Consider the following 15,563-nt stretch of genomic DNA (forward strand, 5'->3'; position numbering starts at 1 on the left):
CTATTTTATGAAGGAATTCATTTCATTTATATATTCTTTCGGAGCTAGCTTTTTATAACTCGTTTCGCCATAAACCTTACCGTCACCGTTCATAACCACCACGAAAGGAAAAATACCGTTTCTATTATATTTTTCCGCTAAAGCTTTGTTCTTATCTGTTTGTTCAGGAGATAATGCATTATTTTTTCTTCGAGGAAAATCTGCCTGCAACATTACATAATGATTTTTAGCATACGCTTTAAATTCATCTGTAGACCAAACTTCCCTATCTAGTTTAATACACGGAGCACACCAATCTGAACCCTGAAAAACTAAAATAATAGGTACGCTTTTTGATTTCGCCATTTCTTTTGCAATACTAAAATCGGTTTGCCATTCTTGTGCAAAGGATGAACCAATACCAGCCGCAATGAACAACACTAACAATACATATCTCTTCATATCATTTTATTAAATAAACTTAAGTCAATTATTACACCAATACCTTTCTTTTGTTATTACTTTATTTTTTAATAATAAAATTCAACTTACTCACCTATAAGGCTAAACGCACCTTTTGTTAAAAATTGTGCTCCCTGCTTAAAAGTTATAGTTTTATCAAAAGCGGTCATATTCTGATAACTACCTTGGGTTTTTACGGGCACCTGTTTAAAATAATAGTTATTGTCCTTTGTTTCATCTAATAAGAGCACGTATGGTTGATCATCAACAATACCAAAAGCTTCGGTAGGCAATGATATTTGAGTTGAAGAATCTATAATAATATTAGCCTCAACAAACATCCCTGTCAGAAAATTATTAGCCTCTTCATTTTCTAAATGAGCATGTACCTTAATTGTTCTATTTTTATCAATTGAGGTACCTACTAAATGTACTTCTGCTTTATAAATTTCTGTAGAAGCTTCGGGAATTCTAAATTCTACCACTTGTCCTTTTTTCACTTTCATGATATCCTTTTCAAAAACCGATAATTCTAAATGGATATGGTCATTGTTTATTATCTCCATAATTGAAAAAGAAGGTGAAACAAATGTTCCTCGCGTTACATTAACCTCTGTAATGCTGCCATCAATAGGTGCATAAATAGATACAACAGAATTTATTATTCCTTTTTCAACTTGATCTACCGAAATATTTAACATGCCCAATTGTTTTCTGAGTCCGTTGTATTTTGCCACTCCCGTTTTGTAATCGCTCTCAGCTTTTAGGAAACTTTTTTGAGAAGATATATTTTCTGTAACCATGGTTTGTTGGCGCTCATACTCCGCTTTCAAATAACTTAATTGTCCACTTACCTCCATATATTCTTGCTGTAAAGTCACGAACTCCGGATTTTCTATAGTTACCAATAATTGACCTTTTCGAACTTTATCGCCAATTAACAAAGGAGTAGTTTTAATATAACCACCCATCGTGGCACTAACTACCGCCCTATTCTCTGGCGGTACATCTATCATACCTGAAGTAGTTACCATTATAGGGAATTCACTTTCTTTAATTTGCCCTAAACTCATGTTATTTTGCTCAAATTGTTCTTGCGTAACTTGAATATGTTCATCTATAGTAGAATCGGACGCTCCGTTATCTATTGATTGCTTTTCTTTATCTCCACAACTTATAATAATGGCGAAGATGAAAAGGATTACAGTTTTATATATGTTTTTTTGCATGATGCAGTATTTATAATGTTAAGAAATTAATGTTCGTTGCGGTTTCATTGTACTCTTTTAACTTGTTTAGATATCCTAATTTTATGTCATAGGCACTCTCTAAACTTTGTATGTATTGATAGAAATCAATTTCACCATTTTTAAAACTAATTTGAGCTGTTTTCAAAATTTCATCGGATAGTTCAGCCCCTTCGTTTTCATAATAATTCAATGAATTTTGAATCTGTACAATCTGTTGTAGCAATATTTCTTGTTTCGACTTTATTTGAACCTTAAAAGCTATAGACTCGGTAACAGCTCTTTCTTTAGCAATTTTAGAGGCTTTAATTCTAGAGGCTTGGCCACTGAACAGCAGGGGAATTTTCAAACCTAATTGATATCCTAGGAGATTATCGTTCAATTCTGAATTTGTACCTTGAAAATATGCTAAGCTAATATCGGGCAGTAATTGTTGTTTTTCTAAATTACTTTCTGCAGCCAATAATTGCATGTTATTTTCATAATATTCAATCTCAGGAGTGGTATCGATATTTATATCCTTTAATTCAATTTTAAGATTCAGTTCTTCGACTAGAACCAAACTATCTTCTACCTGTATTATTCGCATTAAATTAGCATATGCCATTGATAAATGTTGAATGGCTTGCTGATAATCTAAGTTGATTTTTCTTTGTTTTGAAGCTGCCGTAATTTTCTCCAAATAATTGGTTTCTCCCAGTTCGAATTTTCTTGCAGCTACAGATGAAAAATCAGCGTACAAACTATCTAACCTTTTATACACCCTAACTTTTTCACGTGCAATTTGATAGTCATAATAGCCTACCGTAACTTCTTTCGTTATTGCCTTGCTTTGAATATCATACTCACTCTGCACCAAATTATTCTTAACCTTATTCACCCTCTTTTCAGAAAAATAAGTTGTTGGAAAACGAAAATCTTGCTGAACACCAAATACTTTTAACGGTACATTATTTATGGCAAGATTATTTTCGTCGTATTCATAATACACATGAGTTTTATTGAAACTGAAGGCACTATTGATCATCGATTTAGACTCCTCAACTTTTAATCTACCCGTTTTTAATCCTAAGTTATTTTCAATAGCCAAAGGAATTAATTCGTCAAGGTTTTGGCTGCTCGATTCTTGTGCCGAAACTCCCACAGATATAAGAAGCGCTATAAACGCAATACCTTTTTTTATTGATGTTTTAGACAACGCTTTTACAGGATTATCATGGCTTTCAAAGATGGAATATAATACAGGTAAAACCACCAAGGTTAATATGGTCGCCGTAAATAGACCTCCTATTACCACTGTTGCCAACGGTCGTTGTACTTCCGCCCCTGCATTTGTAGAAATGGCCATGGGTAAAAAACCAAGTGCCGCTGCAGATGCCGTTAATAATACCGCTCGTAAACGATCCTTTGTCCCCTGCTTTATCAAATCTTCCAAACTGTCAAACTGATGATTTTTCAATTCTTTAAAATGCTCTATTAAAACAATACCATTTAATACGGCAATACCAAAGAGCGCTATGAAACCTACCCCTGCAGAAATACTGAACGGCAAACCTCTTAGCCATAACAATAAAACGCCACCAACTGCCGCTAAAGGAATAGCAGAATAAATCATAAGCGCCTCTTTTACAGATTTAAAAGCAAAATATAACAATATAAAAATGAGAATCAATGCAATAGGCACCGCTATTAAAAGTCGATTACGAGCACTCTGTAAATTTTCAAATTGCCCACCATAAGTAATGGTATATCCTACTGGTAACTTTACATTTTCATTAATTAGTTTTTGTACATCATCAACAACTGACTGTAAATCGCGGTTACGCACATTTACACCCACTACTGTTCGCCTTTTTGTATCATCTCTAGATATTTTTGCAGCACCTTTTTTATAACTGATATCTGCCAATTCACTCAATGGCACTTTACCACCAGTTGGAAGGTCTACATATAAATTTTTTAGGTCATCGATATCCTGCCGTTTTGCTTTATCTAAGCGAACTACTAGATCAAATCGCTTTTCCCCTTCAAAAACACTACCTGCGGTTTTGCCGGCAAAACTCATGGATACCATATCGTTCAATTCTTGAATATTCAAGCCGAATCGGGCGATTTTAGCGCGGTCATAATTAACGCTCATTTCAGGTAAACCGGCAATTTTTTCTACACTGATATCTGCAGCTCCTTCCACATCTTTTATCAATGCCCCGATCTCGTTGCCTTTTTTAGCAAGAATATCTAAATCAGGACCAAATATCTTAATGGCGATATCTGCACGAACACCGGTTATCAATTCATTGAATCGCATTTCTATGGGCTGGGTAAATTCTACTTCCATACCGGGTATTACAGCCAATGCCTCTTTAAACTTATCTGCCAATTCATCTTTGGAAGCAGCACTTGTCCATTGATCTTTTGGGGCAAGTTTGATAATTACATCACTCTCCTCCATAGACATAGGATCGGTCGGCACCTCGGCGGCACCAATTCTAGTAACTACCTGCTGTACCTCAGGAAAATTCTTCAAAAGTATTTTTTCGATTTCAGTGGTTATTTCTACGGTCTTACTTAACGAAGTTCCTGTTTTTAAAACCGGCTGTATCACAAAATCACCCTCATCTAAGGTTGGCACAAACTCCCCACCCATCGATGTATAAAGGAAAATAGAACATAAAAGTAAAATTGATGCAGTGCCCAAAACCAGCTTTTTACTTTTTAATGCCCAATGTATAATAGGTTCGTATTTTTTGTTCAACCATTTCATTAAACGAACCGAAATGTTCTTATCAGATTCTTTTGATGGTTTTAAAAAAATTGATGCAGCAACTGGTACATATGTAAAACACAATATCATCGCACCTATCAAAGCAAAACTAAATGTCAATGCCATGGGCTTGAACATTTTTCCTTCTACTCCGCTCAAAGAGAGAATGGGTATAAATACTATTAAAATGATAAGCTGTCCAAAAATGGCAGAATTCATCATTTTTGAAGCGCCTTTAAAAGTGATTTCATCTTTGAGATTTTGCTTTTCTAATTTACCTAAACTTTGCAGCGCTTGCTGTTTCCTCGTTATTTCGAAGGCAATGAACTCTACAATAATTACAGCACCATCAATGATGATTCCAAAATCTATAGCTCCCAAACTCATTAAATTGGCGTCTACACCGAAAATATACATCAACGATAAAGCAAAAAGTAAACACAAGGGAATTACTGAAGCTACAACCAAACCTGATCTAAAATTACCCAACAGTAATACAACCACAAAAATGACAATCAGACATCCTAAAACTAAATTCTCGGTTACCGTGAAAGTCGTTTTTGCAATAAGCTCACTTCGTTCTAAAAACGGATTAATGTAAACACCTTTCGGCAATGACTTCGAAATTTCGGCAACACGTTCTTTAACCGCTTCTATAACTTTTTTAGAGTTCGCATCTTTTAGCATCATTACCTGACCTAAAACTTTTTCTCCTTCCCCATTACCGGTTATTGCTCCAAAACGAATGGCACTGCCGAAATCAACAGTTGCTATATCCTTAATATAAATAGGTACACCGCCTTCATTTTTAACAACGATATTTCGAATATCCTCTAGCGATGAAACCAATCCTTCTCCACGAATAAAGAAAGCTTGATTTACCTTTTCTATATAACCACCACCAGAAACACTATTATTACTTTCCAATGCCTTGAACACATCGCTAGCGGTAATATTCATGGCATTAAGCTTCTGCGTATTTATGGCAACCTCATATTGCTTTAAAAATCCGCCCCAGGTGTTGACTTCAACCACACCGGGTATACCCGACAATTGTCGTTTAACGATCCAATCTTGAATGGTTCTTAAATCTGTGGTAGTATACTTTTCTTTATACTCAGGTTCAACTTCAAGCACATATTGATAAATTTCTCCCAAACCTGTGGTAATCGGTCCCATTTGTGGAGTTCCAAATCCTGCAGGGATTTTTTCGGAAGCCGATGCAATTTTCTCCGAAATGAGTTGTCTTGGTAAATACGTTCCTAAATCATCGTCAAACACTATGGTCACTACCGATAAACCAAACTTTGATACTGAACGAATTTCCTTGACCCCTGGCAAGTTTGCCATTTCTAACTCTACAGGATAGGTTATAAACTGTTCCATATCTTGAGTAGAAAGATTACGTGACGTCGTAATTACCTGCACTTGGTTATTCGTCACATCTGGTACCGCCCCAATGGGAATCTGTGATAGAGAATACAAACCGTAGCCAACAATAAATACGGTAAATAATAGAATAATAAGCTTATTCTTTAAACTAAAATTAATGATATGTGATAGCATATTTTCATATAAATCAATGTTAAACGCCCTACTTCAATTTTATGAAATAGAACTAAAAAAATAAAAAATCGATTGTATTATGAAATGCGGGGTGGCTGTAAAATACCTTTTGTATGTAAAGAAGAAGTAGGTGCCTGATAGTGAAAATTTAGAACTTTAAAATCCACTATTTCAAATTGATTTAATTCCGTTTTAAAAGGGTTTATAACCATATCAGCGACCGAAGTAATAGAATTGCTATGATTAAAAGGTAATTTTTCATGATCCTTCTTTTCCTCTTGGTGGTCTCTTTGATGCTCTACTTTTAAGTCACCATAATGCTTGGAAAGAAAAACGATAATATTATCACCATATTGAGTCTTGTGAAATTCTGCATGTTCAATTAAGTCATCTAGTTGAATAATATCATCATAGTGCACACCAAAGCTTTGCAACAATATGAGCGAAGATAATAGTATGGAAAACAGTTTATTCACATTGGCAAAATTAAATAAAATTATCAATACGACCTATTTAAAACTTTAATCATAAATAAAAACATCTCTAAGTAATTTACATATCATAATCATTTCTAATCGATTAAATTATATATATCTCTAAGAACGAAAATCACCTTACCTTCATCATAAGTCTCTAAATCATATCTTATTCTAAGCTTTGTGCCTAATGGTGCATAATAATAAATTATCCAAGCATCAGCTTCCCTTACCCCAATACAACCATTCGAATAGGCCTTTCCTAATGTATTGGGATTTGTTGTAGGGTGTATCATTTGACCATTTCTAACATTATTAATTTCAGTTTCTATCCAAGGAATTTGAGGCATCATTGTAGTTTTACCATCATCTCTTCTAGTTACATAAAAACGTTTTCCATCCACAGGATTATAAAAATCTGGATGCTTTACATGTTTCACAATACTACCTATTCCTGTTTTGGTTCTTAAGTCAGTTACTCGATCTCCAAATTTCAAATATCGCTCCCTAAACTGCCCTACTCTAACTGGAAAAGTATATAACAATATCGAATCTTGAAAAATTCTTAATTTATATTCCGGAATATTAACGTCTAATTCAGTGTTGAAAAAATTGTCAAGCAATTTACAAGCACTTAGAGAATCTGGAATATTTAATTGGCTTCCTTTTGGAAGTACAATCATTTGCCTTTGATCATAAACAAATGAATCACGAGCTATCATTCTGTAATAATCAGTATTAGCCAATGTATCTATAATCCAAGGATTATTTCGAACCAATAGATGCTCAGATAGTTCATAGGGCACAAGTGAATCATACTTACTTACTACAGAATCCATAAATTCAAAATACTTTCCAAGCCTAATATTCTTAGCCACTATTAATTGTTTATGGCTTGACACCTTTTTAATATGTGGTATAGCAATAGTACTCGTGGTCTGTTCTTTTTCTAAGCTTGAAGAATTACTGAAATCGCATGAAATAAAAAGAAAGAATGAAACGATCATAGATAAGCTATAGAAGGCTATTATTTTAATCATATATTATTCCATTTTTAAACATAAACATTCTATATACATTTTGGTTTCTTGGCTAAATATGTTCTTCTTTTCTACACATCAAATTAAACTACAAATAGAATTATTTTCACTTAACTATTATTATAATGGTATAAATGTAATTAGCAGCTCTATACAAAAGAATGACCGTAGTCATGTTCTTTTAGGTCTAGTTTCACCGAACCACCATTTTGTTTCCATTTTTTTTTCAATAAGCCCAAATCGTTTTACAGCATGTTCTTTAAGATGTTCCTCCATTTCGTCTACAGAATCGGTCAAGAACAACAAATTCGTATCATCTTTAGATATACTTTCACTTTCGCTCATAATTTTTATATGGTCGTACAGCTCTTTATGATATTCCTTACCAAAAAGCACTACCGGAAAGTGATGAATCATCTTAGTTTGTATTAAGGTCAATGCCTCAAAAAGCTCGTCTAATGTACCTATACCTCCAGGCATTACCACAAAAGCATATGAATATTTCAAAAGTAAAAACTTACGCACGAAGAAATAAGGGATATTTATCCATTTATGGAGATACGGATTGGGTTTCTGTTCAAATGGTAATATGATATTGCAGCCAACCGAATACCCGTTATTAAGGTATGCTCCTTTATTGGCCGCTTCCATAATACCAGGTCCACCACCCGTCATAACAGCAAAACCCATTTTTGAAAGCACCTTGCCAACTTCTTCGGCCTTTTTATAATTCACATTTTCCTCATCAAATCTCGCTGAGCCAAATACGGTTACACACGGACCAATAAAATGAAGTTTTCGAAAGGCTCGTATAAAATGGTATTGTACTTTAACAGTAAACCAAAGTTCCTTTAATCGGCTTCGGGGTCCATCTAAAAAATCACGTTCCTCACTTAAATAAAAGGAACTTAAATTCCTTTTTGATTCTTCTTGCATGTTATAATCAATTGTTCAACGATAAATGTAGATTAAACCTCATCCTGCAAAAATGATAATTCTCATGATATTGTCATGATATTGGTCATTTTTATAGTGGTAGTTTCAAATTACTTTTGAGCATGGCCGATAGTATAAAAACTGTATTTACAAAATCGAAAATAGAGGTGCGAGTTAAACAATTCTTCATTCAGATTGGAGAACTGTCTAATTTTGCGGGACGCTTTTTCAAAGAAAGCTTTACGGCGCCTTTCGAGTTTAAGGAGCTTTTGCGCCAATGCTATCAAATGGGTAACAGGTCATTAATACTTGTTTGTATGACAGGTTTTATTATCGGTTTGGTACTTACATTGCAATCTAGACCTACAATGATTCAATTTGGTGCCGTATCAATGATGCCGAATATGGTTGGTATTTCTATTGTCAGGGAAATAGGGCCGGTTATCACGGCCTTAATATGTGCTGGCCGTATTGCCTCTGGCATTGGTGCCGAATTAGGTTCTATGAAGGTTACCGAACAAATTGATGCAATGGAGGTTTCAGGTACCAACCCATTTAAATATTTAGTTGTAACCCGAATTTTGGCCACAACTTTAATGATTCCGATTTTGGTAGTCTTTGGCGATTTGATAGCACTACTTGGTTCTGCGTTAGTTGAAAATATAAAAGGTCAAGTATCTTTTCAACTCTATTTCAATACGGTTTTTGATGCGCTAAGTTTTGGAGATTTGGTACCCGCTACGGTAAAATCTTTCTTTTTTGGATTTGTAATAGGATTAGTCGGATGTTTTAAAGGCTTTAATAGTAAAAAAGGAACTGCAGGTGTAGGCATAGCTGCCAATACTGCTGTGGTCATGGCATCACTATTATTATTTATTGTAGATTTTATAGCGGTCTTCATTTCTGATATTTTCTATGAACTATAATATGGAAAAGATATGACCAACATAATGACCAAAGGTTTTCAAAAATCGAATAATAATACAGAACGTAAAGCAGTCATTCGTATTAAAGATGTCACTAAAAGTTTTGGGGACAACCATGTGTTGAACGGATTCAACATGGTACTTTATGAAGGTGAGAACCTAGTGGTCATGGGAAAATCGGGTTCTGGAAAATCTGTGATGATAAAATGCCTGGTAGGTTTAATGGCCCCTGATAGTGGTTATATAGAGGTGATGGGTAAAGAAATATCCACTTTAAACCGTCAAACTTTGGATGAGCTACGTTCTGATATTGGTTTTCTTTTTCAAGGTAGTGCACTATATGATTCAATGACCGTTCGCGAGAATCTAGAATTTCCGATGCGGAGACACAAAGAGAAACTGGGTATTTTTCAAGATACCACTCCACTTGTGATGGAAGCATTAGAAAATGTAGGTTTGGCACATACTTTAGATTTAATGCCCGAAGAGCTTTCCGGTGGTATGAAAAGAAGAATCGCTCTGGCGCGAACACTCATCTTGAAACCAAAAATAATCTTATACGACGAACCAACTAGTGGGCTAGACCCCATTACGGCAAAAGAGATTATTGAATTGATGCGGAGCATTCAAAGGAAATATGGAACCAGCTCTTTGATCATTACACATGATGTGGACTGTGCACGAGTAATTTCTGAGCGCATGATTCTTTTGGTCGACGGCATAAATTATGCCGAAGGTACATATACCGAATTATCAGCATCAACAGACCCAAAAGTAGAAGCATTCTTTAAAAAATAATATTATGGCTAAAACAAAATTGGAAAATTTAAGGTTGGGTATTTTTGTAGTATTAGGAATTACCCTGCTACTCTTTGCTGCATACCTTATAGGTAACCGACAAAATATGTTCAGTAAAACCTTTGAGATTAGTGCCGTTTTTAAAAATACTACAGGACTTCAAAATGGAAATAATGTTCGTTTTTCCGGAATTAATGTGGGAACAGTAAACGGCATTGAAATGATAAATGATACCACGATCAGAGTGCAAATGATTATAGAAGATGAAATGCGAAACCACATTAAAAAAGATGCAATTGCCAGTATTGGTACCAATGGGTTGGTCGGTAGTATGATCATCAATATTATTCCTGGAGCAGGAACAAGCCCACTAATAAGTGCTGGAGACGAATTACAATCTTCAAACAAAATAGGTACACAAGATATGCTGAGTACATTGAATGTGACCAATGAAAATGCCGCTTTATTAACGGCAGACCTACTAAAGGTAACCCAATCTCTCAATCAAGGTAAGGGTATATTGGGCAGATTACTCAATGACACCGTCATGGCGAGTGACATGAAGAAAACCATTCTAAACCTTAAAAACACAAGCTATCGTACAAATATCGCCTTGGCCGAAATGAACAAAATGGTAGAGCAAATAAATTTTGAGCAGAGCGCTGCCGGTATTTTACTAAACGATACTATTTCTGGGGGGAAAATGAAAAATGTTATTGCAAATCTAGAAACAACCTCTATTGAAATAGAAAAAATGGCGCAAAACCTTAATTCGATTATTGAGGGAATAAATGACGGGCACGGCGCAATAAATTACCTTACCAAAGACTCTCTTTTTGTCAACCAACTTGAACGAAGCATTCAAAATATTGAACAAGGCACCGAGCGATTCAATGAAAACATGGAAGCCTTAAAGCATAACTTTCTAACAAGGGGTTATTTTAGAAAATTAGAAAAAAAGGAAAAGAAAAAATTGAATTAAGTTAAATATATATTCACCTAATTAAATAAACTCAACTTCATTACCAACACCTAAACCCTACAATAGTATCACCCATTTTTATATGTTTAAATTCCATTTACTACAAAATTTTGGCGAACTTCAAATTTTGGTGATTGAATAAGGCTAAATCAATCCTTCACACCAACGTATCTTAATAAATTCATCAAACACCAATAACTTTAAACACGTGAGTAAAGCTATTTATATTGTAACTACCGAGCCCAATAGTGGAAAATCAATTGTATCCTTAGGTCTTATGCAACTTTTATTAGGCAAAACCGCCAAAGTAGGCTATTTCAGGCCTATTATAGATGACGTTACAAAAGAAAAAACAGATAACCATATCGATACGATTTTGAGCTACTTCAATGTAGACATGAAACCTGATGAAGCCTATGCATATACACGTAGCCAAGTTGTGCAATTAAAAAATAAAGATAAAGACGATGAAATCGTTGGTCATATCATTCATAAATTCAAAACTATTGAAAATCGTTTCGATTTTGTACTAGTAGAAGGCACCGATTTCTCTGGAGAGGGTGCAATTATAGAGTGGGATATTAACGTACTTATTGCTAAAAACTTAGGCATACCTGCCATTATTCTGGCAAGCGGAAAAAATAAGACCTTAGAGGAACTTTTAGGCAACCTTTACATGGCTTATGATTCATTTATGGAAAAGGGCGTTGAAGTCTTATTGATTATAGCAAATAAAGTACAGCCAGAAAATTTAGATTTAGTAACTAACGGACTAAAGGAAAAACTACCCGATAACATTTTGGTCGGAGCCATTCCCATTAACAACACATTAGGCAGCCCAGCAGTAAAAGAAATTGCCCAAGAGTTAGATGCTAAAATTCTATTTGGCTCAGACTATATTAATAATCAAGTGGGTGGTTTTAGTGTTGGTGCCATGCAATTACGAAATTACCTAACACACTTAAAAAAAGATAGTTTGGTAATTACTCCAGGGGATCGGGCAGATATAATTCTGGGTGCGCTACAAGCTAACATTTCTTCCAATTACCCTAATCTTTCAGGTATTGTTCTAACTGGTGGACTTATTCCTGAAGAGTCTATTATTAAATTAATAGAAGGTCTTTCAGATATTATTCCAATTCTTTCGGTAGCTGGGGGCACTTATTCTGTGACCAATAAAATTGGTACTATAAGACCACGAATTTACGCCGATAACAAAGAGAAAATAATTATCTCAATTCAGGAATTTGACAAATACATTCCAACAAAAGAATTAGCTGAAAGGTTAATCACATTTAAAGCAAAAGGTATCACACCTAGAATGTTTAAGTATAATTTGCTTCAAAAAGCAAAATCTACCAAAAAACATATTGTTTTACCTGAAGGGTTAGATGATCGAATACTCTTAGCTACTAAAAAATTAATAGATGCTGATGCGGTCACCATCACCTTATTAGGGAATAAAGAACAGATTAAATCAAAAATTGCAGAATTAGATATTGATTTAGACCTCAATAAAATCAATATCATTGACCCGACCACATCGGAACAATTTATGGAATATGCCACTACATTGTTTGAATTACGAAAACATAAAAATGTGAATTTAGCAATGGCCCAGGATTTAATGGAAGATGTTTCTTACTATGGCACCATGATGGTATACAAAGACCATGCAGACGGCATGGTTTCAGGAGCTGTACACACTACACAACATACAATACGGCCTGCTCTTCAATTTATTAAAACGAGACCTGATGTCTCTATTGTATCTTCAATTTTCTTTATGTGTTTACCCAATAGAGTCACCGTTTTTGGAGATTGTGCTATCAATCCAAACCCTACAGCAGAACAATTGTCCGAAATAGCTATATCCTCAGCAGCAACAAGTGCTGCTTTTGGCATTGAGCCAAAAATCGCTATGCTTTCCTATTCCTCTGGCGCCTCTGGTGTGGGTGAAGATGTCGATAGAGTACGAAAGGCTACCGAAATCATAAAGGAGAAAAGACCTGACCTTAAAGTAGAGGGGCCAATTCAATATGATGCAGCGGTTGATGCCAAAGTCGGACTCAGTAAATTACCAGATTCTGAAGTTGCCGGCCAAGCAAGTGTTTTTATATTTCCAGATTTGAATACTGGCAATAACACCTACAAGGCTGTTCAAAGAGAAACTGGAGCTTTGGCAATCGGACCAATGCTACAAGGCCTAAACAAACCCGTTAATGACTTAAGTCGTGGCTGTACTGTAGATGACATTTTCAATACCGTAATTATAACCGCAATTCAAGCTCAAGGATTTTAAAACTATTCTCATGAACATATTGATTATAAATTCTGGTAGTTCTTCCATAAAATATCAACTTTTAGAAATGCCTTCTGCCAAAGTTATTTGTACTGGAATGATAGAACGAATAGGTAGTACCGAATCTATTTCAACATTTAAATCTCAAGATTATAAAATCGAGAATATCTCCGAAATAACAGATCACAAAGAAGGAATAGAAAGAATAACAGCACTACTACTTGATTCTGAAAAGGGGGTTCTTGAATGTACTGAAGAAGTTGATGCTATTGGGCATCGAGTGGTACATGGTGGCAGCGAATTCACTGAAACTACTTTAATTGACAATGAGGTTAAGAATAAAATTAAACTATTCTCACCTTTAGCACCTTTACACAATCCTGCAAATCTGTTAGGAATTGAAATGGCAGAAGAAATATTTAATTATGCAAAGCAAATAGCTGTTTTCGATACTGCCTTTCATGGCACGGTACCGGTAAAAGCAAAAAAATATGCCATACCTAACGAATTTTATAACGAAAAAGGAATTCAGGGGTATGGGTTTCATGGTACAAGTCATAAATATGTTTCTGAAAAAGCGACGGAATATTTGCAAAAGAAAAATGCCAAACTGATTTCTATTCATTTGGGTAATGGTTGTAGCATTACAGCAATTAAAGATGGAAAAAGTATAGATCATAGTATGGGTTTTGCTCCATCAAATGGACTTGTAATGGGTACACGAAGTGGCGATATTGACCACGCTATTATTTTTTATATGGTGAATACTTTAGGCTATAGTTTAGATGAGGTAAATGAACTCTTGAATAAAAAGAGTGGTATGCTTGGTCTAACCGGTTTTAATGATTTACGTGATATTGAAAGCGAAGCTGGTAAAGGAAATACCAACTGTATTTTAGCTTTAGAAATGAACGCCTATCGAATTAAAAAATATATTGGTGCATATATCGCGGCTATGAACGGATTAGATGCAATCATTTTCACAGCAGGTATTGGAGAAAACTCAAGTCTTATGCGCCAACTAGTTTGCAATAAGATGGACTATTTTAATATTCATTTGGATGATTCTAAAAATGATTTAATATTATCTACTATTCGAGAAGTGAACTCTATAGATTCTCAGGTCAAAATATTGGTAATACCTACGAATGAAGAATTAGAAATTGCAAAACAAGTGTTCAACTTATTAAACTAATTATAGTTTACATAATCTTATTGCTTCTGTGCAAATCGCATAATTCTTGACTTGCATTTATAACAAGTTTTACTTAAAAAAAAGAATTTACACATAACATAATTTATAGTTTATGATGAAAGTCATTTCCAAAATCTTTTTAAGCACTTAAATTTAGGTTCAAATATAAATTTTACAATAACTTAAAAATCATTATTATGCAAAACGATAGCGGAAATGTATTATTAGCGCTTTTAACAGGAGCTGCAATAGGAGCTGGAATAGGAGCTGGAATAGGTATACTTTATGCACCGGACAAAGGCATTGAAACCCGCCATAAAATCAAAAGGAAAGTTGAAGATACTAGTCACGATTTAGCAGAACGTGTTTCTCATGCTAAAGATGAGCTTACCAAAACTGCAAACGAAAAGAAAGATGAATTTGACAGAAAATTAGATGAGGCAATTTCTACCATGAGCTACAAGGCAGATGATATCATTGATAAATTAGAGCGAAAACTAGAGGACCTTAAAGCGAAAAATGCTCAACTACAAAAATAGTCATTATGGCTTTTGAAGAATTAAAAAATGACCTCATGGGGCTGAAAACCGAAATGAGGTCATACATAGAACACAGCGACGAATACTATAGGCTAAAAATCTTTAAAATTTTATCGAAACATGCTTCAGGCATTTTAAAGTTTATAGTGATAGGTACAAGCTCTATTTTTGCATTGCTATTCTTATCATTTGCAGCCTGCCTAGGTTTATCTGAAGTGTTTGACAGCTATTTTATCGGTTTTATTGTTGTAGCCAGTTTTTATATTTTGGTTGCAATTTTACTCTACCTTTTTAGAGCACAATTGAATGCACCGGTACTTAAAAAATTATCTAAATATTATTTCGTTTGAT

Annotated in this window: 13 protein-coding genes; 7 read left to right on the plus strand and 6 right to left on the minus strand. The window is 34.6% G+C overall.

Annotation, left to right across the window (positions count from 1 at the left end; all coding sequences use genetic code 11):
* The 6 genes from AACZ41_RS07765 to AACZ41_RS07790 form a co-directional block, all read right to left on the minus strand.
* Positions 1–441 carry a thioredoxin family protein gene (locus tag AACZ41_RS07765; protein WP_339627816.1) on the minus strand — a complete coding sequence of 147 codons (441 nt, stop codon included), beginning with the start codon at positions 439–441 and terminating at the stop codon, positions 1–3.
* Positions 442–527: 86 nt separating this feature from the next.
* Complete coding sequence (locus tag AACZ41_RS07770) at positions 528–1,670, minus strand: efflux RND transporter periplasmic adaptor subunit (protein WP_339627818.1); 1,143 nt, start codon at positions 1,668–1,670, stop codon at positions 528–530.
* A gap of 10 nt (positions 1,671–1,680) precedes the next feature.
* Positions 1,681–6,018 carry a CusA/CzcA family heavy metal efflux RND transporter gene (locus AACZ41_RS07775; RefSeq protein WP_339627819.1) on the minus strand — a complete coding sequence of 1,446 codons (4,338 nt, stop codon included), beginning with the start codon at positions 6,016–6,018 and terminating at the stop codon, positions 1,681–1,683.
* A 77-nt stretch (positions 6,019–6,095) separates the two neighbouring features.
* Positions 6,096–6,494: a hypothetical protein gene (locus tag AACZ41_RS07780; protein WP_339627820.1), complete on the minus strand. Its 399-nt coding sequence runs from the start codon at positions 6,492–6,494 to the stop codon at positions 6,096–6,098.
* Positions 6,495–6,589: 95 nt separating this feature from the next.
* Complete coding sequence (locus AACZ41_RS07785) at positions 6,590–7,534, minus strand: L,D-transpeptidase (protein ID WP_339627821.1); 945 nt, start codon at positions 7,532–7,534, stop codon at positions 6,590–6,592.
* 171 nt (positions 7,535–7,705) lie between these two features.
* Positions 7,706–8,470 carry a TIGR00730 family Rossman fold protein gene (locus AACZ41_RS07790; RefSeq protein WP_339627822.1) on the minus strand — a complete coding sequence of 255 codons (765 nt, stop codon included), beginning with the start codon at positions 8,468–8,470 and terminating at the stop codon, positions 7,706–7,708.
* A gap of 122 nt (positions 8,471–8,592) precedes the next feature.
* On the opposite strand from AACZ41_RS07790, the gene AACZ41_RS07795 reads away from it, so the two are divergent.
* From AACZ41_RS07795 to AACZ41_RS07825, 7 genes are all read left to right on the plus strand, one after another.
* Complete coding sequence (locus tag AACZ41_RS07795) at positions 8,593–9,396, plus strand: ABC transporter permease (RefSeq protein ID WP_339627823.1); 804 nt, start codon at positions 8,593–8,595, stop codon at positions 9,394–9,396.
* A 12-nt stretch (positions 9,397–9,408) separates the two neighbouring features.
* Entirely contained in the window at positions 9,409–10,194 is a 786-nt protein-coding gene (locus AACZ41_RS07800) for an ATP-binding cassette domain-containing protein (RefSeq protein WP_339627824.1), read from the plus strand.
* A gap of 4 nt (positions 10,195–10,198) precedes the next feature.
* Positions 10,199–11,176 carry an MlaD family protein gene (locus tag AACZ41_RS07805; RefSeq protein WP_339627825.1) on the plus strand — a complete coding sequence of 326 codons (978 nt, stop codon included), beginning with the start codon at positions 10,199–10,201 and terminating at the stop codon, positions 11,174–11,176.
* Positions 11,177–11,384: 208 nt separating this feature from the next.
* A complete protein-coding gene (gene pta / locus AACZ41_RS07810; RefSeq protein WP_339627826.1) occupies positions 11,385–13,478 on the plus strand; it encodes a phosphate acetyltransferase in 2,094 nt (697 codons plus the stop codon).
* A gap of 10 nt (positions 13,479–13,488) precedes the next feature.
* On the plus strand, positions 13,489–14,673 hold the full coding sequence (locus AACZ41_RS07815) for an acetate kinase (RefSeq protein ID WP_339627827.1): 1,185 nt from the start codon (positions 13,489–13,491) through the stop codon (positions 14,671–14,673).
* Between the two features lie 197 nt (positions 14,674–14,870).
* On the plus strand, positions 14,871–15,212 hold the full coding sequence (locus AACZ41_RS07820) for a YtxH domain-containing protein (RefSeq protein WP_339627828.1): 342 nt from the start codon (positions 14,871–14,873) through the stop codon (positions 15,210–15,212).
* 5 nt (positions 15,213–15,217) lie between these two features.
* The gene (locus AACZ41_RS07825) at positions 15,218–15,562 is read left to right on the plus strand and encodes a phage holin family protein (protein ID WP_339627829.1); all 345 of its coding nucleotides are present in this window, start codon (positions 15,218–15,220) and stop codon (positions 15,560–15,562) included.
* Position 15,563: the final 1 nt, after the last annotated feature.

Origin of the sequence: uncultured Maribacter sp., assembly GCF_963974015.1 — a bacterium.
Classification (GTDB): Bacteria; Bacteroidota; Bacteroidia; order Flavobacteriales; family Flavobacteriaceae; genus Maribacter.